The 24,208-nt window shown below is 41.9% G+C and carries 16 protein-coding genes; 3 read left to right on the forward strand and 13 right to left on the reverse strand.

From position 1 onward, the window contains the following. Positions 1-122: 122 nt before the first annotated feature. The 7 genes from DV740_RS06180 to DV740_RS06205 form a co-directional block, all read right to left on the reverse strand. The gene (locus DV740_RS06180; protein WP_118087661.1) at positions 123-3,551 is read right to left on the reverse strand and encodes an ABC transporter ATP-binding protein/permease; all 3,429 of its coding nucleotides are present in this window, start codon (positions 3,549-3,551) and stop codon (positions 123-125) included. A 342-nt stretch (positions 3,552-3,893) separates the two neighbouring features. Further along, positions 3,894-4,037: a hypothetical protein gene (locus tag DV740_RS14940; protein ID WP_197420839.1), complete on the reverse strand. Its 144-nt coding sequence runs from the start codon at positions 4,035-4,037 to the stop codon at positions 3,894-3,896. Positions 4,038-4,070: 33 nt separating this feature from the next. Beyond that, complete coding sequence (locus tag DV740_RS06185) at positions 4,071-4,502, reverse strand: hypothetical protein (RefSeq protein ID WP_118087662.1); 432 nt, start codon at positions 4,500-4,502, stop codon at positions 4,071-4,073. Between the two features lie 550 nt (positions 4,503-5,052). Then, a complete protein-coding gene (locus DV740_RS06190) occupies positions 5,053-7,689 on the reverse strand; it encodes a cation-translocating P-type ATPase (protein WP_118087663.1) in 2,637 nt (878 codons plus the stop codon). Positions 7,690-8,050: 361 nt separating this feature from the next. Then, positions 8,051-12,319 (reverse strand): EAL domain-containing protein, encoded by a 4,269-nt coding sequence (locus DV740_RS06195; RefSeq protein WP_117698822.1) that lies wholly within the window; start codon positions 12,317-12,319, stop codon positions 8,051-8,053. A 123-nt stretch (positions 12,320-12,442) separates the two neighbouring features. Then, positions 12,443-14,206 (reverse strand): S8 family peptidase, encoded by a 1,764-nt coding sequence (locus DV740_RS06200; RefSeq protein ID WP_118087664.1) that lies wholly within the window; start codon positions 14,204-14,206, stop codon positions 12,443-12,445. Between the two features lie 106 nt (positions 14,207-14,312). Then, on the reverse strand, positions 14,313-15,545 hold the full coding sequence (locus DV740_RS06205; protein WP_118087665.1) for a CapA family protein: 1,233 nt from the start codon (positions 15,543-15,545) through the stop codon (positions 14,313-14,315). Positions 15,546-15,755: 210 nt separating this feature from the next. On the opposite strand from DV740_RS06205, the gene DV740_RS06210 reads away from it, so the two are divergent. Beyond that, a complete protein-coding gene (locus tag DV740_RS06210; RefSeq protein ID WP_118087666.1) occupies positions 15,756-16,322 on the forward strand; it encodes an ECF transporter S component in 567 nt (188 codons plus the stop codon). 86 nt (positions 16,323-16,408) lie between these two features. Here DV740_RS06210 and DV740_RS06215 read toward each other — a convergent pair whose 3' ends face one another. The 4 genes from DV740_RS06215 to DV740_RS06230 all read right to left on the reverse strand — a co-directional run bounded on the left by DV740_RS06215 (position 16,409) and on the right by DV740_RS06230 (position 19,032). Continuing rightward, on the reverse strand, positions 16,409-17,191 hold the full coding sequence (locus DV740_RS06215) for a DUF4097 family beta strand repeat-containing protein (RefSeq protein WP_118087667.1): 783 nt from the start codon (positions 17,189-17,191) through the stop codon (positions 16,409-16,411). Continuing rightward, positions 17,188-17,844, reverse strand: a complete 657-nt coding sequence (locus tag DV740_RS06220) for a DUF1700 domain-containing protein (RefSeq protein WP_158561529.1) — start codon at positions 17,842-17,844, stop codon at positions 17,188-17,190. Before DV740_RS06220 ends, DV740_RS06215 begins: the two co-directional genes overlap by 4 nt. Further along, the gene (locus DV740_RS06225; RefSeq protein WP_022244385.1) at positions 17,841-18,164 is read right to left on the reverse strand and encodes a PadR family transcriptional regulator; all 324 of its coding nucleotides are present in this window, start codon (positions 18,162-18,164) and stop codon (positions 17,841-17,843) included. The genes DV740_RS06220 and DV740_RS06225 overlap by 4 nt, the downstream gene beginning before the upstream one ends. A gap of 226 nt (positions 18,165-18,390) precedes the next feature. Next, positions 18,391-19,032, reverse strand: a complete 642-nt coding sequence (locus tag DV740_RS06230; RefSeq protein ID WP_117698828.1) for an HAD family hydrolase — start codon at positions 19,030-19,032, stop codon at positions 18,391-18,393. Positions 19,033-19,160: 128 nt separating this feature from the next. Between DV740_RS06230 and DV740_RS06235 the strand changes: the two genes are divergently transcribed. Both DV740_RS06235 and DV740_RS06240 read left to right on the forward strand, forming a co-directional pair. Then, positions 19,161-19,400: a hypothetical protein gene (locus tag DV740_RS06235; protein ID WP_022244383.1), complete on the forward strand. Its 240-nt coding sequence runs from the start codon at positions 19,161-19,163 to the stop codon at positions 19,398-19,400. A gap of 1 nt (position 19,401) precedes the next feature. Beyond that, a complete protein-coding gene (locus DV740_RS06240) occupies positions 19,402-20,652 on the forward strand; it encodes an HlyC/CorC family transporter (protein WP_117698829.1) in 1,251 nt (416 codons plus the stop codon). A gap of 32 nt (positions 20,653-20,684) precedes the next feature. Here the strand turns inward: DV740_RS06240 and DV740_RS06245 are convergent, their stop codons facing one another. Together DV740_RS06245 and DV740_RS06250 are read right to left on the reverse strand one after the other, a co-directional pair. Then, the gene (locus DV740_RS06245; RefSeq protein ID WP_118087669.1) at positions 20,685-21,464 is read right to left on the reverse strand and encodes a hypothetical protein; all 780 of its coding nucleotides are present in this window, start codon (positions 21,462-21,464) and stop codon (positions 20,685-20,687) included. 105 nt (positions 21,465-21,569) lie between these two features. Next, a complete protein-coding gene (locus DV740_RS06250; RefSeq protein ID WP_158561530.1) occupies positions 21,570-24,206 on the reverse strand; it encodes an InlB B-repeat-containing protein in 2,637 nt (878 codons plus the stop codon). Between the last annotated feature and the right edge of the window lie 2 nt (positions 24,207-24,208).

The raw sequence follows: 24,208 nt of genomic DNA on the forward strand, positions 1-24,208 counted from the left end.
TTTCAAGAACATTTGTTCTTGTTTTATATTAGCACATATGTTTGGATTTTACAAGAGGAATTCTCATACAGGATTTCCACTTTCTGCTTCTAATAATACGGTTCCAACCGGAAATGCTGTCATTATTCCGTCCGGAGTGCTGTTACCGGATCACTCTTCGATGCTTTCTTTGATGGAATCAGACCACCCAGAAGTGTCAAAAGAATACTGAGTAAAATCAGCACCAGTGCCGGAACTACCGGAAGCACCGCACTTACATCGGTTGTATTTGCAAGATTATGGATAATCGCATTGACCGGAATAATCAGAAGCAGCGTAAATCCGATTCCAATCAGTCCGGCACACAGTCCGATAATAAAGGTCTCTGCATTAAATACCTGGGAAACATTCCGCTTCGATGCTCCGATGGCTCTTAGGATTCCGATTTCTTTTCTTCGCTCTAACACACTGATATAAGTAATGACACCAATCATAATTGAAGATACCACCAGCGAAATTGCCACAAATGCAATCAGTACATATGTGATAATATCCACAATATCGGTTACGGAAGACATCAGCGTTCCTACCATATCGGTATAGGTTATCACCTGCTCGTCCCTGCCTTCCTTTTCCATGCGGTTATTGTATGCATCTAAAATTTCTACCACATGCTCCTTGCTTTCAAAATCCTTCGGATAAATATTAATTCCGCTTGGCACTGCAAAATCCACATAGCCTAATTTCTTTAAGTTATTCTCATAGGTTGTTCCGGTTGCAGAACCCATAGACATCAAAAGCTCTGTCAGCTCATCCTCATTCATATTAATCTGAAATGCATTTAAAAATGCTTCTTCATCCACCTGCATGCCGGATGCCATGGCACTTTGCAGCTTGTTTCCCATCTGTGTCACTGCCTGCTGCATATACTGCTGTATTGCCGTCATCATCTGCTGCTGTACTGCGTCCACATTCATAACATTCGAAAGTCCGGCTGCAATTCTCTGCTGACCATCTGCTGTATTCAGATATGCCGCAAAAGAATCTCCCAATTTTGCCGGGTCAGGTAATCCATTATTCTGTGCATAAGTCTGATAACCTGCAAATAATTCAGAAGACAATTTCTGCATCTGCTCCTGCGTAATCTCAATATTTCCACTACCTGTAAATATCTCAGATGCCCACGCTGTTATGATCCCCTGGGCTTCCTCTGTCTGCAAATATTCTGCTAAGTACTCATCAAATTTCTCCGGGTCGGTATAACCATGGTCTATGACATATTGCTGATATCCACCCATAATCTGCTGGATGAGGCTCTGTATCTGCTCCGGTGTAATAGTTACCATGCCATTTGCCGTAATAATCTCTTTGATATTATCGGATAAAATTTTCCGGGCTTCTTCCGTATTTAAATAGTTCATAAAATACTGGGACAGATTCGAATAATCTGCCTGCGGATTATCCTTTGCATACTGCTGGTAGCCCTCTAAGAGACTGCCTGCAATTGCCTGCATTTCTTCCGCAGAAATTGACTGACCCATGGAAGAAGCATCCATGGAAAATTCTTCGGACAAATCGGCACTTCCCATATCCCCCATAGAATTTTCCAACCCGCTTAAGGCACTTTCATCAAAGGAAAATGCTTTTTCCAATGCTTCACTGTCTACGGTAAACAATGACTGCATATCAAATCCGTTTTCCTTATCTACCTCACCAAACGCTTCATTGGTAAAGACATTTACGGATGGATTTGCAAGCTGCTGTTTTACTATCTCACTCTTTGCCGATTCCTCTGCCACATGCTTTGTCAGAGATTTTGGATATGCAATTCCTGTATTTAAGGATGCGGCATTACTTCCTTCTGCCGGCTGCACCACACCTACAATCGTAAGCTCTTCTCCATCTGCCACCAGTTGTTTCATAAAGTCTTCATTATCCGACTTATCCTTCCAGACCTGATACTCTTCATCATAAGTATAATAATCCGCACTGTTCACCAGTTTAAACTGGATTCCTACCAGATCCTTATAAGTATAAGTTCCAAAATCAGATGGTGTCTCAATATTTTCCTCACTGGCAAACTGCTGTATCATCTCGTCTAATTCCAGCGGGTCACGAAGACCTAATGTATACAGTAAAAAGTCACTAATTCCGCCATTGGAAGTAAGCACCACCACACACTCATTATAATTTTCCGGCCAGCGTCCTTCCTTAATATCATACTGCTTTTCATATAACTTACTGTTTTCCGGCATCTCATAAAAAACATCCGTGCTCATCATGGATGACATCAGACTATTGGAACCAGATGAAGATCCAAGACCTACTGCATCAAAAGATTTGTCCGGATTTACCTGACGTATCCCGTCTTCATTTTCCTTAAAAATCTGCGGACTGATATTATAAGTATACTCCACCGCTGTAGTATACTGCTCAATTCCACTGTCTCCTTCATCAAGATACTTTTTCAAAGCCTCCAGGTCATTAGATGCCATCGTGGAAAACATATTGGTTACCATCTTAATGACTTTTACTTTATCCCCGGAATTTTCTTTATCTGTTTCGGCATTTTCGTCATCACTTTCCGTATCACTTTCGGAATCTGCCATTCCAAGACTCATGGATGCCAGACTGAATCCCGTACTCTGAATCTGTAGCGGATACTCGGATAAGGTCTCTTCCTCTACATTTTTGATGTATTTATTTACACCGGTAGAAAGAGATAATATCAGTGCAATGCCGATAATTCCAATAGAGCCTGCAAAGGAAGTCAGCAGGGTTCTTGCCTTTTTCGTTTTTAAATTATTAAAGCTTAAGGACAATGCCGTAAGAAATGACATGGAGGATTTTCCCATGTTTTTATGCTCCGGTTCCTTCAACATTGCCTCATCCACTTCATAAGGATTGGAGTCAGCACGAATTTTTCCATCACTTAATCTAACAATTCTGGTAGCATACTGCTCTGCTAATTCCGGGTTATGGGTTACCATAACTACCAGCCGGTCTTTTGCCACTTCCTTCAGCAAATCCATGACCTGCACACTGGTGTCACTGTCTAATGCTCCCGTCGGTTCATCCGCCAGCAGAATATCCGGGTCATTGACCAAAGCTCTTGCAATGGCTACACGCTGCATCTGTCCACCGGACATCTGGCTTGGCTTCTTGTGTAACTGGTTTCCCAGTCCCACCTGCTCTAATGCCGCAACGGCTCGTTTCTTCCGCTCTGCCTTACCGATACCGGAAATGGTCAATGCCAGTTCCACATTTGCAAGCACCGTCTGATGGGGAATCAGATTATAACTTTGAAACACAAAACCAATGGTATGGTTCCGGTAAGAATCCCAATCCCTGTCCTTGTATTTCTTCGTGGATATTCCATTGATAATCAAATCTCCGCTATCATAACGGTCGAGTCCTCCGATTATATTAAGCAACGTGGTCTTTCCCGAACCACTCGGCCCGAGGATTGCCACGAACTCATTATCCCTTAAATTTAAGCTGACATCATCCAGTGCCTTCTGCACCAGACTTCCGGTCTTATATTCCTTATAAATGTGTTGAATCTGAAGCATATGATATTCTCTCGTTTTCCATTTTTTATTTTTCTATTTTACTTTTTCTTTCTCACTCTGTTTTTTATATTACCTTATTCCGAACATTTTTACATCTCACTTTCGAAAAATATCATGGTTTTCATAAAAATTTTAGAAATACCCGTAAGTGCATAACAAAGAATGTGCCTTGGCACATTCTAGCGCCTGCGGCGGTCGCTTGCGACATCTACCTTATACGCCGCAGTGCGCATCCTCGCGGAGTGTTTTTTACTTTACAGGAAAGCAATTTCCTGTAAAGTAAAAAGAGGACTCTGTTTTCTGACCTGCTGCCAGATTCCAGAATCCTCTTTTCTTTATCTTCTAATCAAATAATCCAATGTGATATTTTACCTTCCGGCAAATCTTCCATACCAGAAGTACCGGCATTGCCAGTACCAGATAAGCACAGGAAAGAATTCCTACTCCACCACCTAAGATTATCATAATCCAGATAAAAATATTCATTTCTTACACCTCGCATATTATTATTTTATGTATTTAATATGCGGGTGCCAATGCTTCCTTCTTTCCGTCCGCCTTCCGCTCAAACCTTGCTAACATCAGGCTCCTTAGTACATTATCGCCATGCTTCTTCCGGTTTCTCTGAATGCGTCCCATAAAAAGCTGTGGCAGTACCACCAACAGCAGCCAGAACAGCATTCCAATATTTCTCCTATGGTTCGCCAGTCTACCGCTGCAGCCTAGTGTCAATGCCGCAATGCCTGTATTCTGCATCTGCTCCTCTCTGGATAACATCTTATCCGGAGTATCTAAAAGACGGACATTCTTTAATTCTATGTAATTTACTGCAAAGGCTTCTTTCTCTGCCGGGGAAACCTGTTCTGTTCTGGTGGATGCGCCTGCAATGGCTACCAGAAACAGGATGCTCCACAGCAGTGCCAAATGCCTGCTTATCTTTTTCCGATACATCTGTCTCATTCCTTACCCTGTGATTAAGCTTAGTATATGTCGCAGGACAGCTTCCGTCAAGAGTTGATGCAGCCAGATAGGCTAAGGACAGAGAGAAAAATACAAGCACAAATTTGCAGCCGGTGTCCGGGAAGAAGCAAGCTGCTAAAATGCGACCGTTCTAAGAAAGTATTTTTTCTTTCTATATTAAAATAGTCTTTCCAATGTTTGACATCTCGCCCCGTCTGTCCGTCGGAGTACGGATGCATTATCGGAATCTGCACAAGGGCTCTTAGAATTTCGTCTGTAACCGGCAACACTGGCACAGGGATGTGCCAGTGAGGCGCAATTGAACACGGATGTGAATTTGCGCCGGTTGCCAGCCGAAATCAAACACAATATCGAAATTCTTATGTGCCCTTGCAGATTCCAGTTCGCATCCGCTTCCGACGGACAGACGGGGTGAGCAGTCAAAGCAGCGGAAAGACAATTTATTATCAGAAAAAACACTTTCAAGAACGATAACGCATTTCATCAAAAACTTCTTCCCGGACACCGGCGCAAATTTGGCTTATTTTTTTAACTCTCTCACTCCTCTGACCATCTGGATGACAACGGTCGGAAGTGCTGCCAGCAGAATAATCTCAATCACAGCAGGACAGGACAATGATTCCACCGAAAATAACCCCCGCAGCGGCGGTACAAAAAGCACCAGTCCCAGCAGCACGCTTCCAGACACAAATGCAAGGATACTGTATGGATTTCCGGTAAAGCCCAATGCAAAAATGGTCTTGTTTCCACGACAGTTAAATCCATGGAAAAGACGCGCCAATGTCAGTGTTGCAAATGCCATAGTGGATGCCATTGCTGCACCTTTTCCATTGCCAATATAAAATGCTGCCATGGTGGATGCCGCAATGCATAAGCCCTGCAACATAATTCGCCGGAATGTCTCTCCAGATAAAATTCCTTCCGATGCCTGCCTTGGTTTTTCTTCCAATAAACTTTCATCCTGCGGTTCCACGCCAATGGCAATTGCCGGAAGGGAATCTGTCAGCAGGTTAATAAACAGTAAATGCACCGGAGCAAATGGAACCGGAAGCCCCAAAAGGGATGTATACAATACAGATAAAATTCCTGCCATGTTGCCGGAAAGTAAAAATAAAATAGCATTTTTTATATTACGGTAAATGTTTCTTCCGTTCGTTACTGCTTTAATAATCGTAGCAAAGTTATCATCTGTTAATATCATGGCTGCCGCATCCTTTGCCACTTCCGTTCCGGTTATTCCCATGGCTACTCCGATGTCTGCCTGCTTTAATGCCGGTGCATCATTTACACCATCTCCGGTCATGGAAACGATATTGCCCCTCTTCTGCCAGGCTTTTACAATCCGTATCTTATGCTCCGGTGACACTCTCGCATAAACAGATATTTTATCAATCTTTTCTTCCAGTTCTTTTTCCGGGCAGGCATCCAGCTCTGTTCCGGTTAATGCCAGGTCCCCCTCTTCATAGATTCCAATACGCTTTGCAATCGCAACGGCTGTGATTTTGTGATCTCCGGTAATCATTACGGTGCGGATTCCCGCCCGCTTCGCATCTGCTACTGCCTGTATGGATTCTTCCCTTGGCGGGTCTGCCATGGCAGCTAATCCTAAAAAGGTAAGTCCATTTTCATTTTCCACCGTCAGTTCTCCCCCGGACTTCTTACATGCAAATGCCAGTACCCTGAGTCCCTTTTCAGAAAAATGCTGATTCTGCTTCTGGATTTTTGCGATTTCTACATTATCCATCGGTCTTATCTCTTCTTCATATGCCACATTTATGCAACGGTTTAAAAGGACATCTACTGCTCCTTTTGTAAAAATAATTTCTTCTTCGCCATGCAGCCGGTATTTACTGCTCATGCATTTCCGTTCAGAATCAAATGGAATTTCTTCTAATCTCGGAATCATATTTCGAATCGTTTCTTCCTGTATGGTAAGCTGCCCTACATTTTCCGTTCTGTCCTGATTCAGGCGGACTTCGTGGAACATTTCCAACAGGGCAGATTCTGTCGGATCTCCCAGTACTTTTCCATCCGTTATGCTGGCATCATTATTTAAAATAGCATTGTATAAAAAAAGCCTTTGCAGGCTGGACTCCAAGGTCATCTCATCCGGTTTACAAGTCATACCATTCAGATAAACCTCTTCCACATGCATCTTATTCTGTGTCAGTGTTCCCGTCTTATCGGAGCAGATTACCGATACACAGCCTAAGCTTTCCACAGCTTTTAATTCTTTGACAATGGCGTGCTCCTTTGCCATTCTCCTGCTTCCCATTGCCTGCACAATTGTAACAATGGAGCCTAATGCTTCCGGTATTGCCGCTACTGCCAGTGCAACAGCAAACATCATGGCATCAATGACCGGCATCTTCCGGTAAATGCCAAGGCAAAAGACCAGTGCACAGATTACCATAATCAGTATTGCCAGCTTTTTGCTGAAAGAATCAAGACTTATCTGAAGCGGAGTCTTCCGCTCCTTCGTCTGATTCATCAACCCGGCAATCTTTCCTAATTCCGTATCCATTCCTGTTGCTGTTACAAGTACCTCCGCTCTTCCATATGTTACAAAGCTTCCGGAAAATACCATATTTTTCCGGTCTGCCAACGGTACTTCTTCCGGCAATACTTCTTCATTCTTTTCTACATTGACAGACTCTCCTGTCAGTGAGCCTTCATTGACCTGCAGGGAATAATTGCGAAGAATTCTTCCGTCTGCCACAATCATGTCCCCTGCTTCTAAGATTACATAATCCCCGGGCACAATCTCTTTGGATGCAATCTCCTGACGTTTTCCATCCCGGATAACCCGGGCCGCTGGTGCCGCCAAATCCTTCAAACTATCCAGTGATTTTTCTGCCTTCCTATACTGTATCGTACCAAGAACAGCATTCATAAGTAATACCAGAAAAATTACGATAGTGCTCTCAACATTTCCGGAAAACATGGAAATAATTGCTGCAATAATCAGGATTATGACCATCAAGTCACAAAACTGACTTAAAAACACCTGCAGCAGACTCTTATGTCTGCCCTCGCTCAGCCGGTTCTCGCCTGTCTCTTTTCGTATTCTTTCTACTTCTTCTTCTGTTAATCCTTTTTCCCGAAAGCCAAACATTTCTTCCAACTGCTCTTTCGTACAATTCCAATATGCTTTCATATACGCTTAACCTCCTGCTTTTTATGTTACCGGGTATCAACTATGCACAACAAAGAATGTGCCTTGGCACATTCCCGCGCCTGCGGCGGTCGCTTGCGGCATCTACCTTATACGCCGCAGTGTGCATCCTCGCGGAGCGTTTTTTACTTTACAGGAAAGCAATTTCCTGTAAAGCAAAAAAGGAACGAGCACTTTTACCGCATCAAAATAATACGGTAAAAGTCTCGTTCCTCTGCAGTGTATATTCCGGTTATCCCTCTTCAGATAACGTGATGACGAAAAATACAACACCGGCTATCCGGTGCGAACTACTCCCTGATACGCCATCATCATAACATATACCTTTTGTCTCCGTCAATGCCTATTTTTCTGACTCTTCCCAGTAACAACAGGTATCCTTTCCTTTATGCTTCGCTGTATACAAAGCTTTATCTGCCTGCCTGATACTGTCTTCATAGTTATAGCTGTCTTTTCTAATCAGGGTGATTCCAACACTACAGGATACCGGAGTCGGAAGCTTCTCCCGCAGCTGTTCCTGCATCCGAACCAGTCTCTTATCCAAGGTTTTCTTTGAGCCAAATCCTTTAAACAATACTACAAATTCATCCCCACCAAGTCTTCCTATATAATCGGTACAGCGGAAGCTTTCATGAATGGTATCCACAAAAGTACGCAATACTTTATCTCCATATGGATGTCCCTTGGTATCGTTAATCTGTTTAAAATTATCAATATCCAATATAAGAAGTGCACACACTTCCCCTTTCTTTGCTTCTTCTAATACATAATGGCTGGTATATTGTTCAAATATCCGCCGGTTCAGTACGTTCGTCAACGGATCGGTATTGGCTGCACGCTCCTGTTCCTGCTGACGGCGTTTCTGTCCATCTATATCCTTAAGATACAGCAGTGCATACATATTTTCTGTTACCTGCTCCTGAAATACATGTACGGTAAGCTCCATCCAGTGGTAACTTCCTCTTGCCATCCTTCTGCGAAGCTGATAATTCACAGTAGCCGTTCCACTGTTATAATTATAAACCATCTTTTCCTGCTCTAATACATCATAGCATCCAAACTGGTCTTCCTCTAATACCAGTTCATCAATATGACGGTTGAAAACCTTCATATAATTTAATGCTTCCCGCTCGCCCTCTGCTACGTAATCTTTCCAGAGTCCACCACTGCTTTGAATCTTACCATTACTCAGGTCTACCTCAGCATATGCCACGGTCTCCGACAGCATTGCCTGATAAAAGTCCTCTCTCTGTAAATATTTTAACTGGATATTCTGATGATCTTCAATCTGATAAATAGTAACTATCCTCAAATTTTCATCCTGTTTCTGGTCTCCGATTTTACAGATATCCAGACGGAACCATTCAAACTCATCCTGCTTGTTTTTTAAAAGAATTTCTAATACCTGATCCTCTTTTCTATATTCTACACCGGTAAACGCTGCATGAAATACATCCCGGAAATGGGGATGTACCATTCCATCCTCCCAGCTTTCCGGAAATCCAACCTCTTTTAGCTGATTTCCCTTTAACATAGAACGATTTGTATGGAAATAAATGGTATGTTTCTTCTCATTATACTCCATACGTTCATATTCCTGACTCTTTAAAAATTTTTTCCGAATCATATCATTATTGATACGATGATATCCTTTTAATGTATAGACACCATTTTCCTGATGACCAAGCACTCCAACACAGCGTACTGTCACTTTTCCACGTTCCGGATGATTCCAGGTATATTCCATCTCAATAATCTTTCCGGTTGTAATAATATCATGTAATGCATTCTGTACATAATCGTAATAACCATCACTGATGTTATCATACCAGAACCTGAAATATTCCTCGCTGTTCATAATGTCGTCTATGCCCAGAATGCTGCGCATGCTCTTATCCACATACAGACGGTTCTTTCCATTGACCGTATCCAGTTCCAGCGTCCACAGTCCCAGTTTTACAGACTGTAATATATTTTCTTCCTTCAGCATACCCGTCATACGGGCTATCATTTCACTCTTTACATCCATCATTCCGTCACGAATCAGTATATTTGAAATAAAAGGACGTATTCTGGCAAGAAAAGTCTTATCATTTGGGCGGTATTTCGGATTATCCACACCAATAAATCCAAATAAATGACCTTCATTTAACAATGGAAGAAGCATCAGCCTGCGTATTTCCTGATGCACTAATATTTTCCACAAATCCGGTGCTGACTCCCGATACATATCCACATCTTTGATAATAACCGGTCTGTCTTCCTTCAGACTGCCAATCACCAGTTTTACCCGGTCACCCGGTACTGATGCGAGGTAAAGCTGCTGGCTCTGAATCTCATTTTCACACCACTCACAGACATTGCTCCAGCTATCTGCCTCTTTGGAATATAAAAAGATATAGCAGCGGTCTGCCTGATAAAATTCCCCGGTATGATGAAGAAGTTCACTGATGATATCAGCTTCATTTTCTTTTTCTTTCGCCTCTTCCAAGGCTTTCACAATGCCCTTTTCCACTTCTAACTGTTCTTCCAGCCTGCTCATGGAAATATTGATGGTATTCATGTCAATACCTATCTGAAGGCGTGCTGCCTTATTGCCCCAGTTTACTAATTTATCCTTCATCAACATCTGGGTTCCTAAGAATTCATTATTTGCATATCTGGTCAAAAACTTCTTATGCTTTAATTTTGCCATATTACAATCTGGGCACGGTTCTTCCCTGCCCTCTAATACCTGATAACATTTCTTGCCGGCATAATCACTGACGCCGCTGATTCGTTGTCCGGCAGAGTTCATATAATATAACTCATAGCTTTCCGCATCTATGACATAGACCATCTCTTCTAACTGGTCTAATATTGCTTTATAATCGGTACCATCTCCTGCTTCCGGCAGAATCACTGTGCTATTCCCACAATCTTCCTGCCACCGTTCTTCCTCTACATGTCCAAAAATATACTGTTTTTCAAACAGCTCTTCTTCAATCGGTTTACTGAAATAGAACCCCTGTAAAACTTCAGGTGCAAGCTCTGCAAGTGTCTGTAATTCCTCCGGTGTTTCTACCCCTTCACATACTACCCGGATCTGTGCACTTCTTGCCAGTTCCAAAATATTACGAAGAAGCCGGTAATTGTATGCACTCATATTAATCCGGCTGACAAAGCAGCGGTCAATTTTAATCTCATCAATTGCCAGACTCTTAAGATAACTTAAGCTGGAATATCCGGTTCCAAAATCATCCATGGAAATCTGTATACCACGCTTGCCCCACTGATAAAATAACTGATTGTATTTGGTATAATCCTGTAACTGCATGCTTTCTGTCAGTTCCAGAATAATAGCTTCTCCGGGAATTCCTTCCTGTTCTAATAAATCATAAATGTACTGGCTTAAATCCGGCTGCTGTAACTGTATATAAGAAAGATTAATACTCATACGGAATTCCGGATTATAACGCCGCCACTTTGCACACTGGGCAATGGCTTCCTTTAATACCCATTTTCCCACCTGCACAATCATTCCGCTCTGCTCTAATATTCCAATAAAAAGATTTGGTGACACTACCCCATGATATTTTGAGCGGAAACGGAGCAGTGCCTCTGCTCCCACTACTTCATAATTACTCATCCCAATCTGTGGCTGGAAGAGAAGATAAAATCCATCACACTGGTTGCGGATACTCTTTCTGATTTCTTCTGTTAAGTCAATAACCGACAACTGTTTCTCATAATCTTCTGCTGAGAAAAGAATCAACCGGTTCTTACCGCTCTTCTTGGCACGGTCCAGAGAACTTTCCGCATAGTTAAACAGTGTATTGGCATCCTTGATTCCGGACATCGGATAGCAGACTGCACCTGCTGAAAAGGTACAGTTCTCCATCATCTTCATCTGTATATTCTGGTATACCTCACGCACAGCCTCCATATCATATCCCACAAAATTAACTGCAAACCGGTCACCATCCAGACGATAAATTTTTATGTTTTCATCAATACTATTTTCCAGAAGAGCCGCAATCCTCTTTAAAATAAAATTACCATGGCCTCTTCCATATTTCGTATTGATATTTTTAAAATTATCCACACCAAGAACAAGTAAAACACCTTCTTTTCTGCTGTTCAGCATTTCATCCAGATGTTCCATTAATTTAGTACTATTAAAAAGTCCGGTAAGTGAATCTGTCTTTCCCAAAAGGACAGTATCTGATGTTCTTCCCACCATTACATAAGGAATCCCGGTCTCATCCAGTTCAGCTTTCCCACGACAGCTGATCCAGACCAGATTGCTGTTTCTGTCTACCAGCCGGTATTCCAAATCATGTATCAGGCTTTTTCCAGAGCAGATAGATTCCATATCATTAACCCACTGGTTTAAGTCTCTTTCATATACAATATCTTTCCAGTCATCTATGCCGCAGCTGTTGTTTTCATCCATGCGCAATGCATATCTCTTTGATATATCATTGCTGGCGAAATAAAATTTACCCTCTTTTAAATCTGCCAGAAATAAATAATCATCGGTACTTTCACTTAATAACTGCAGAGTCTGGTAACATTCCGCAAATCCTTTTTTCCCTTTAAACAATTCATCCAGCGTATTCTTCTCCTGCATAGCCCCTCCAAAAAATATATATTTTTCTGTCTATACATTCCTTCCTGCATTATTTAATTGTACATCAAATTATCGTTTTTTACAATATTTATTCAGAAAAGTGTCATAAAAGCACAACCGTATTCATCCGGCATCCGATGGCAGGCTGTCCGCTGCACACAATACACCCCAGCCCAGCCTTGGATTTGGGAAAAAAGAATATCCCGGCAGTGGTCTTGCTCCCCGGATGAGATATGCTTTTATTTTTTCCCCATATAAAAAAGCATCATGTTTCTCTACAATTCCCCATTGCATAAAAAGTGCTGCCGTCCCGGTTACAAATGGCGTTGCCATTGAAGTTCCGCTTCGTACGGTATAACCGCCGCCCGGTGCACAGGATTCAATGTCCACCCCTGGCGCACAGATGTCCGGTTTCACCTGATTGGTCTCTCTGGTGAACCCTCTCCCGGAAAAGGCTGCCACCTGATTATATCTTGCATCATAGGCCCCCACCGAAATTACCTTATAGGCAGTGGATGGAATTGTAAGCGTTGTCTCTTCTGTGGGATATAAAAATCCGGTTGCTTCTCCGATGACCGCAAGGGAAGGCAGCCACATATTATAGGCCCCGGTTACAATCTTTTCCGGTATCAGCGTTATTTTATAGATTCCGCTGTCGATATAATTTTCCACCGGAAGAAAATCAAAATAGATTTCCTGAAAAGGACTGAAAGGGCTTGGTTCTCCAAAATATAATAAAACCTGCGTTCCTTCGATAGTAAATCTCTGGGGGCCCTGCTGCTGCCGGATAATCCCCACCGTTTTCCCACTGGGATGTGTCATCCGGATGGAAAAAATATCCGCATAGGATTTCCAGATTTGTAAGCTTAACGCAGGCTCATATTCTCCTACTGCAAATTCCACTTCCTGTTCTCTTCCCATTACAAGCTGCCCGGAGGTATGCCCTCTGGCACTGCCTTCATTTCCGGTGCCAATCACCAGAACCGATTTCCAGTAATTTGCCATATCAGATAAATAGGTTTCAAGAAGAGAGGTTCCATCATGGGAACCATAGGTATTGCCAAAGCTTATATTTACTGCCACCGGCTGCTTAAGTTCCAGTGCTTTCCGGAGAATATAATCCATTCCAAGCATCAGCTCTGTTGTCCTTGGAAAGGAATTTTTTCCCGGTGTGCCAAGCTTTACCACCAGCAAATCACTTTCATATGCCACGCCCCGGTTTCTTTCATTGGATGATCTTCCATTTCCCGCTGCGATTCCTGCCACATGGGTTCCGTGCCCGGATAAATCCCGGCTGGGGCAGATACGGTACCCCTCCTGTATATCCTCCTGCTGCAATGCATCATTAATTATATTCCGGTCATATTCTGTCCCGAGCCGGAATCCGGCCGGTGGATTTCCTGCAATGGTCTGATCCCAGATTGCCAGAATCCGGCTGCTTCCATCTTCCTTTCTAAAATCCGGGTGTCTGTAATCGATGCCACTATCTAAAAATGCCGTTATCACACCTTTCCCACTCAATCCCGTTCCCCCTAACCCCATTTTTCTTGTATAAAGGGACGTAATGCAGGAGGCTCTGATTCCCTGCTGTACAGAGAAAAAGAGCCTCTTTGGTTTTTCCATATATTCAATTTCTGTCCGGTCTGTTACCGCATCCATCAAAGCCTCCGGCAGCCGGATAACTGCATATTCATTGCTCAGTTCTGTAACTTCAATATTCGGAAATATCTCCTCTAATTTTCTGAGACTTCCGGTATATTTTACAATGACTTCCCATGTGTCCGTTTCTTCCTGATATCCTACATTTAAGTTTAAGGACTGCTGTCTTTCCTCTTCCGTTGCATCCAGTGCCAGATTCAGTAAGTTTTCCCGTTTCGAACTGTTCATTCCATCTCCCGGCAATTTCTTTTATTACTACTCTATCGCAATCCTGTATTTTTATGCACTTCTTTTCAGCTTATTGTACCAATACTTTTTCATACTCTGCTGTCTCTTATTGTGGTGTTACGGTTCCGTCATCCTGCACCGTTACGCCAAAGGAAATGCTGTTGATATAGTCATTCAACTGCTGCTGTTCTAATTCATTCATCTGTCTGGTCTTTCCATTTTCTGCCTTTGCTCCCACCAGCTTATAAGAAATTGCACCATCCTTATCCACTACCATTTCCACTGCCATGGTGCGCTCAATGCTGCTGCCAAAAACAAAATTGCCAAGGCTGTAAAACACCGGCTTTCCGTCGATATATTCAATGCCCTGCAGACAATGGGAATGTGCACCAAACACTACATCTGCACCGGCTTCGATATATTTCTGTGCCAGCGTTCTCTGATATGCCTCAGGTTTTTCCTGATGTTCTAAGCCCCAGTGGACATAAACCACCAGCACATCACACTGACTGCGTGCTTCGGCAATGGCATTGACAAACCGCGTTTCATCATAAGTAGAAAGGACTCCCGGTACTGCGCTTTCTACATTCCAGCCGGCAACCGGAAGTACACGGGATGCTGCAAGAAATCCATACTTTTTCCCATTTACTTCTATTACCTGCACTTCCTGCGCCCGCTCTACGCTGTCCCCTGCTCCGGCATATAAAATGCCCTGTCCATCTAATGTTGTAAAAGTATCACTCAATGCTTCCCTTCCATAATCGAGGATATGATTATTTGCCAGAGTGACCACGTCCACGCCCATTTCCTTTAATGCGGCTGCATAGGATGGGTCTGTGCGGAAGGTATACTGCTTATCCTCCATCTGGGTGCCCCGGTTACTAAACGGAAATTCTTCATTTACCATGGTAATATCTGCATTTACAAGCAGCTCTTTCATGCCATTATCTATGACAGCGTCTATGCCTCCGGCATCATAGTTTGTTTTAAAAGAATTGGCAAAAAGTACGTCTCCGGTAAACATCAGTGTTGTATCTTCTGTTACATCTGTTGTTTCCGTGTTTTTCCCAATCTTCTTATCTGCATCTTCAGAAGCAGCATCCTTTCCGGCTTCCGCATCATTTTTACCGTCAGTTTTATCACTAGTCTTTAAATCGGATTCTCCATTTTTATCCTTGCTGTCTTCTGCAGCTTCTGTCCCTGCTGTTGTGGCAGTCTGCCGGCTGTCCTTCTGGCGGATGCTTCCACCGTGATGGGCTGCATATATCATTGCTGCACCCAGCAGAATCACACACACTATAGAAACTATATATAATGCAATCCGAACTTCTTTCTTCATTATTTTATCTCCTTTTTTGTAGTCATGTTTCCGTGACTATTTTACCAATGAATGAGCATTTCGGCAATCGTTAAAATTTGTATACTCCTTTTGCCTTTAAACTGGTATGGTCATATTTGTTATATCTGGCTATTTTAATCAAACCACATTTTACATATGATAGGGAAAACGATTTGCAGATCACATACCAAAGAAAGGATTTACTTTATTATGAAAAATACAAAGAAAATGGTTACTGCGGCCTTGCTTGCTGCATTTACCTGCATTGCAACTATGATTATTAAGATTCCTACACCAACTTTTGGATATATTCATTTAGGAGACGGACTGGTACTCCTATGTGGTATTATCTTAGGACCTGGAATTGGTGCACTTGCCGCTGGTATCGGCTCTATGTTTGCTGATATTTTCTCCGGCTATATGACCTGGGCTCCTGCCACTTTAATCATCAAGGCTCTGACCGCATGCATCGCCGGACTTCTGTTCCACAAACTGCGGCTTAACATTTCTTCCAAAGCTAACCGCAGTGTCCACGTTGTTATCGGCGGTATCGTAGGTGAGGCTCTTATGGTACTTGGCTACTTCCTGTTTGAAGCAGGTCTTGCTGCATTTGCCAGCGGTTCTTTCTCCTCCGCTGCTCTTGCTACCGGAATTGCTTCTTCTGCTGCAGGTATTCCATTCAATATCGTCCAGGGTGTTGTCGGCATTATTCTCTGCCTGATTCTGCTCCCGGTTTTAAGTAAAATCAATGATGTAAATGAGTGGGTTTCCAAGTAAATAATTTTATAAAAAATGATAGCAGGCAATGTCTTTTCACATTATCTGCTATCATTTTTATGCTGGCAGCCCGCAAAGCGTGTTTCTCATCGTTTTTCAAAAATTACATCAACATTTCCCACGTCACAGTTTATATCCATATCATAATCTGCACCATTGTCGATTTCGTCATCTCTGCCAAGTCCGGAAACGGAAATATCTCCTACTTTTATAGAACCAACATCACAGCTTAAACTATAATTGTAATCCTGCTGCTCTCCGGTTAATTTCAATTCCATATTTCCCACATTACAATTGGCGTCTAAATCACCTTTTACTTCACCGGCAAAATCAAGATTTCCGGCATCCACATCCAAGCTTGCATATGCTGTCGTCAACAGTCCTTCTTTTATATCAATATTTCCTGCTCCGACTTCAACTGAAAGTTCCTCTAACTCAAGCTGTTCCGGCACTTCAATAACCACCTGTAAACGATGCACTCCATCGCCCCAATATGCTGCATGGAAGTTTTCGCTGATTATTAAAGTTCCATCTTCCAATGCAGTCTCTACCTCAGCATTTTTAGAAGTTGTTATTACCTTAATCTCTTTGCCTTTTCCTTTGACTACTTTCAACATTCCTGCATCCATATCGATATCAAGTGATTTCACATCTTCCGGTGCAAATGCAGTCTCTTCTGTACTGGCTGTTCCTTTATCCTGTCCTTCCCAGTCAGTTATATCCCAATGAAATGCAAATTTATTATTTTGCACTGCTTCTACAAATTCCCGCATGGTTCCACCGGTTGCAATTCCAATTCCTAATACCACGCAGCCTAAAAGAAAGCAGCCTAATGCGATACCAAAAATAATTTTTAATGCTTTTTTCATGCGCAAGCGCCCCCTTTCTTCTTAAACAGTGACTGCCATAATTTTGCAATTCCTTTTGCAAACCATGGAAGAAACTTTCCACATACCAGAACCAGAAGTCCGGCCGCACATAATCCAATTGCAAGCATCAGAAGTCCGGCTGCCATAGAAATAAAACCTAAAGAAATTGCGCCTGTTACCAAAATTGTAATTGCTACACCTACTACCGCTATTCCGCCGATCACACAGCCGACTGCAATTCCAAATAGTCCTCCGATAATTCCTGCTAACGTTCCACCAATTGCTACTAAAATACCGCCCCAGATTGGTGAAGTAAGCACCAGCAGGATTATAAGCAGAATATTTCTTGTGGTATTGTCTTCCCTCTGGATCGTTCCGTTATAATTCTGCTGTCCCATACTCTGGCTTGCACCGTTATAATTCTGCTGATTACCGGAAGATGCTGTCTCACTGCTATTGCATCCCGGGAAATCTGCCCGGATGGTTGCTGCCACTTTTTCCGGAGATTCTAATTCCCGGATTATCTTCTCTTCATTTTCTTCTCCTGCATCCTCAAAGTAGCTGGTATAGTATGCAATTGCTTCCCGTTTTTCCTCTTCCGGAATTCCTTCTAATAACTGCTCCAGCCTTCTCATAAACTCCTGTCTGTTCATATCTTCTCCTCTCCGGAAAATAATTCTGTTATTTTCGAAGAATAATTTTCCCATTCCTTCCGATAATATGTTAATCTTTCATTTCCATTCCCAGTTATCTTATAATACCTTCGATTTCTGCCCCCACATTCTCTGTCGTATACTTCCAGACAACCGTCCTTCTGCAATCTTCGCAACACCGGATACAGCGTTGATTCTGACACTTCAATGGCTTTCCGCACATCCTGCGTAATCTTATAACCATAAGTACCTTCCTCATCCTTTGATACTACAGCTAAAACAATTGCATCCAGAAGTGCCGCGCCTGTATTAAATACCATGCAATCACTCCCTCCAGATTTCATAAATATAATATTATTTTTAATGCATTACTATTTTATATTCAATACTATATATCATATAATATTATTTGTCAACCTATAAAACCTGTCACTGGCAGCCTTTTACGAATGCGGGCAACTAAAAAAGAGCCTTGCTTCGTTCTTTTCAAACAACCAAGACTCTTTTTCTCTTATTTCTACATTCGTTTCCTGTTTTCTATTTTAATTATTTTCCGGCAAATACTTTCTCTACCACTTCCGGAAGCTGTGACAAATTTTCAATTTCCGGTACTTCATCATCAATTGTGCCAAATCCATATGCTGCATGGATAAAAGCGACTCCTGCCTTTTTGCTGGATTCGTAATCGCTCTGGATATCTCCCACATACACTGCATCGGTAAGTGCATTCCTGGATACTACCAGGGCTATATTATCTTCTTTCTGTTTTTCATTATTTCCATAGCATTCTATATCCGAAATATATTTTCCTAAGTTATAATAAGAAAGAAAAGCCTCGATATATCCGCTCTGACAATTGCTTACGATATAAAGTTCATATTTTTCCTTCAGCTTTGCAAAGGTTTCTTCCACACCCGGATATAACACCGCACCATGCCCGGACAGATATTCATTTTCATATTCGCCACATTTATCTAAAAGTTCCATCCGCTCTTTTTCCGGCATATCCGGGAAAAATTTTGCTGCAATAACATCCATTGTTTTTCCCATGATTCCACGAAAATCCTCTACAGTCAGAGGTGTACGGTTCACTTTTTCCTGTTTTAATATTTCATTCCAGGATTCTGCCACACCGACTGTAGAATCCCACAGAGTTCCATCCATATCAAAAATTATTCCCTGCTTCATTTTTCTTTCCTTCTTCTATTTTTCTGTTTTCTATTAGTTTTCTATTAGTTTTTGAATTTTTTGTTCAATTTTATTCCTACATGGTGTATAATACCATTATTATTAAAAAAATTGCAAGGAGATTTCTTATGAGTCAGGAAAAAGTTGACCGTTATAAAGAACAAAAGAAAAATCGTAAAAAAATAATGAAACAGGAGAAATGCAAGCGTTATCTGGGTTATACCGCTACCGTTGTTGTCATTGCACTTATCATAGGCTGGGCAGGCTTCTCCATTTATAAAAATCATGAAGCAAATAAACCGGTATCCTATACAGAGGTAGATTTAAGTGCTCTTACGGATTACTATTCCAATCTGCAGGTGGACTAATTTGAGTGGAACAGATATCATCCAATTAGTAAGTCTTGTCATACTGATTCTTTTATCAGCATTCTTTTCTTCTGCTGAAACCGCTCTTGTAACCGTTAACCGGATTAAGATGCGGACCTTGGCAGATGAAGGAAATGTAAGGGCAAAGCGCGTGCTTGCTATCACGGATCATTCATCTAAGATGTTAAGCGCTATTTTAATCGGGAATAATATTGTAAACTTATCCGCCTCTGCTATTTCTACAGCACTTGCCATCCGCATTTTCGGAAGTGTTGCTGCCGGAATATCAACTGGAATTTTAACTGTTTTGATTCTGATTTTCGGTGAAATCACTCCAAAAACAATTGCTACCATACATTCCGAAAAACTGGCATTGGCGTACTCCGGAGTTGTCAGCTTTCTTATGAAGGTTCTTACTCCTGTCATCTTTATTATTAATATGCTTTCCCATGGCTTCTTAAAGCTCCTGCATATTAATCCTGATGCCAAGAAGCAGACCATGACAGAAGCCGAGCTTCGTACTATCGTAAATGTCAGTCACGAATCCGGTGTTATTGAGAATGAAGAACGCAATATGATTAATAATGTGTTCGATTTAACTGATTCTGAAGCAAAAGAAATTATGGTTCCCCGCATAGATATGACTTTCGTAGATGTCAATGCCAGCTACGAAAAATTATTAGAGATTTTCCGGGAAGCCAAATATACAAGATTACCGGTATATGAAGATACCACGGACAATGTCATTGGTATTTTAAATGTAAAGGATTTATTGCTCTATGATGACCGGACGAATTTTTCCATCCGTTCTATTATGAGGGAACCGTTCTTTACATATGAGCATAAGAATACTGCTGAATTATTAAAAGAAATGCAGGCTTCTTCCCTCAACATTGCTATCGTATTAGATGAATATGGTGCAACTGCCGGTCTTGTTACTTTAGAGGATTTATTAGAGGAAATTGTAGGCGAAATTCATGACGAATATGATGCCAATGAAGAAGCTGATATTACTGCTTTAAGTGAAAAAGAATACCTGGTCAATGGTTCCATGAACCTTTATGATATGTGCGAAAAACTGGGGATTCATTTAGAGTCAGAAGATTATGATTCCATTGGCGGCTATATCTTAGAACATTTAGACCATCTTCCGGACGAGGGAGAATCCATTACCACAGAAAATGGAATCCTGCTCCGGGTTGAAAAAATGGATAAGAACAGAATCGAAAAGGTATATCTGAAAACTCCTTAGGGAGTTTTCGATATACCTTTCTTTTTCTATCATCAGTCATCTGCATACGGAATATGATAACTGAATTTACTTAATCTTACATGATATGCGCCATCATAATTTCCCACAAAAGTTGTACTTACCAGTCTGGTATAATGTAATTCATACAATTCCTTGTCCACTCTTACTGCATCTGCAATATCATAATCCATCGGCCAGTAATATCCCATTGTTCCATCATCAAAACTCATCACAGTCCAAAGTGGATACGGGCATGGATTTGCTGGCTTTGTTTCCTCTGCCGGCGGTTCTGTCGGTGTCGTTGCCGGAATTTCTGGCGGTGTCTCTGATGGTGCTGCCGGAGTTTCCGACGGTGTCTCTGATGGTGCTGCCGGAGTTTCCGATGGTGCATCTGATGGTGCTGCTGGAATTCCACCGACAGGTTCCTGTCCCCCGGATGTCGTTGCGTTTTTCTGAGCTGAAGGGGCCGGCCCTCCTGCAGTTGATGCCGGCTCTGTTGGTTCCTTTCCCGGTGTCACTTCCTGTGTTCCCTTTTTATCGGTTTTCTCATTCTTTCCCTCGGATTCATCCGGCACTTCCTGCTTTGCCAACAGAACCTCTTCTTTCTTCTGCTGAAATACCTCCTGCAATGCTTCCGTCTTACATACCACAACTCCTGTTGCAGTATGCTCCTCTGCTTCGTGGAATTTTCCTATGGATGTTTTGTTTAAAACATGATTACTGCTCTTCTGTACGAAAAATGTACCACCAACTACAGCTGCCACTGTAAGCAGACAGCCTGATAAAATCAATATTTTTTTCTTTGGATTCAATTTTTCATAACTCCTTTCACTTTTCTCCAACTATACCATAAGTCATTTTTATTGTGCAACCAATTTCTTCTTTCTTTCTTTCTTTCTTTCTTTCTTTCTTTCTTTCTAAATTTCGGCATATTCACCGATACAATGGATAAATTTGTTCCGAAAACGCTCTATTTCCGTCATTTTCCCAGTATTATGCTGCAATTCATATTCTTTCATCTCATTCATCTGTTGATGTGATAAATTCCAGACTTCTAAAGCCGTATTCCTTTGCAATGCCTCTTCTAACTGTCTGTAATTTTCTTCTCTCCTCCAAATAGAATCCTGTGTTATGGTATCAAGATATTTTTCACTGATAAATCGAAACGTTTTTTCTTTGTCCTCCACCTGTTGCGAGGTAGTATCCACCAGATAAACGGTAACCTGTTTTCTGCCGACATTGCCAACTGCATCTTTTGCATAATAAGTAATCGTGGTGGTTCCTTCATGCGCAAAGTTCTTCCACTCTTCTTCCGTATAATCTTCCACGCAAAAAACAGTATTCTTCTCTTCATCTACTCCGCTCTCTAAGATACCTTCCGGATTATCTTCTGAGCTGTTTTCTCTGTCCTTTGCACATGCCTGCTGCAAAAGTATTTCCTCTGTAATCCTGCCGCTTCTTGCATCCGTCAAACTATAATACTGATCTTTTGCCTCAATAACAGGACTCTCATCCCACTGTGCATATAATCTCTGTTCCCCTGCATGGCAAAAAACATCTTCTTCCCCGATAAGTTCTTTTTCCTGCCATATTACATCCGGCTTTTTATCTTCCTCTTTGTCCTGTTCTGTATCCGGCTCTGTGCTCCATCCTAAGAAAAGGAAGTTCTCCCGCACGGCGTCTGGCATTTCTCCATAGGGTGTCCCATAATATCGGCTCTCCTGCTTTGTCTCTTCTCCATCGATCAGGCCTCCATTTCCATCAAAAATGATTGGAAAGCAATAACAAAAATCCGTATCTGCTGTTGCATAGCCATCCAGACCATCATATGCATAAATTGAAATCAGATGCCTTCCATATTCATTCTTATGTTTTACAGCAGAGGTATAATAACGGTAATTATAGTTTTGCCCCTCTATAAAATAGTCCCCTTTTTCTCCTAATTCTGACATCTGCCATTCTGCCGTCAAATCATCCTGACCCTGGTTTTCACTCCACACCGCAAAAGCAGTCTTTTTAATTCCATCTCCGCCATCCCGCACAAAGACATATGTATAGAATCCATCCGTTCCATTCTGAATCGATATCGTCCGCTCTATAACCGGTGGCTTTGATTTCTTCCAGATGGCATAAAAGGTCTGATTCTCCGTTACCACTACCTTATCTCCTGAATTATATACCGGCTCTTTAGCATCTTTCCTGTCTGCCCAGCCGGCAAACGCATACCCACTGCGCTTTGCAGATGGAAGTATTACTTCTGCATCCTTCCATTGTGCCTTTAATAGAACCTCTCCCTTATGCTTTGAAGATAAATTTAATACCTGTGCCTTATCTTCGTATACAGAAAGTTCCGATAACGCTTCCGGCACACCGATTGTGCCTATTCCCTCTCTATGCTCATTATATCCATGATTTATCCAATGTAATAAATATGACTCACGCCGGCTGCCAAATGCCTGTTTTAAATCTTCCCCTCCATATTTCATATAATCCGTCAATCGAAAATATGGACTGGATATTCTTCGTTCCCTGCCCTGTATCACATACTGATAGAAATGTTTTACTAATGCTGCCTTATTAAACCCGAAACTTTCCAGTAAATCCTGATTTGCTTTTGCATAACAGGGGGCATCAAATGCATACCACGGAAATTCTATTCCGTTATAATAAAAACTGTTATGATCTTCCCACCCGGCAAAGGTGCTTTCCGCGGTAAGTTTCTCTGCCTCAGATGTTCCACCATTTCCATCCAAGGTTACTGTATACTCTTTCTTATACTGATTCTGCTGTAATTGAATCGGTTTTCCATACAGCACATCCGGTTGAGAAGCAACAGTTCCGCTGGTAGCCCCATTTCCATCATAATGAATGGTATAACGATTTTCGAGATAATTTACTTCGATATTATCATTATGCCATGCGCCATCATCTCCCCAGGGTGTCATTCCACATCCGTTGGTGTCCACCACAAAACTACAGGTTTCCTCTTCCATACTCTCAAAGTATGTCTGATAGCAGTTGCTGGTAGACACTCCTTCAAAATGATGCCCCAGCTCCGGCAGACGAAACGTAACCGGAAGATGATATTCCCTTGCTCCTATTTCAGAAGTTGCATTATCATGTCTGGTATAATATTCCCTATCTTCTAATGTAATGCCAAGCTCGTCTCCCCCAATCAGATACATTTCATAATAGATTCGATAATTAATCCCATTGGAATGACGTTCCCCTATATTACAGTCAATCCGGTAACGAGCTGTTCTTCCACCTGCATTGTCACGAACTATCAATATGAAATACCCGGAAGTTTCCGGATACCAGGTCTGCGCACTTCCGTAAACAGATGAAGTCAATTCATCCGGCATTTCTTCCAACTGCTTGGTTTCTTCTGTTTCTAATACTTCTGCTTCTAATACTTCTGCTTTTTCAGATTCTGCCACCTCAGTTTCTTCTACCGTTTCCGCACTTATCATCTGAATACTGCACGGACTCATAAAAAGAATCATGCATCCGCAAAGGAAACGGCATACTCCCTTTCGCACCTTCTTTTTCATGC

This window comes from Roseburia sp. AF02-12, assembly GCF_003461765.1.
Taxonomy (GTDB): domain Bacteria; phylum Bacillota; class Clostridia; order Lachnospirales; family Lachnospiraceae; genus Roseburia_C; species Roseburia_C amylophila.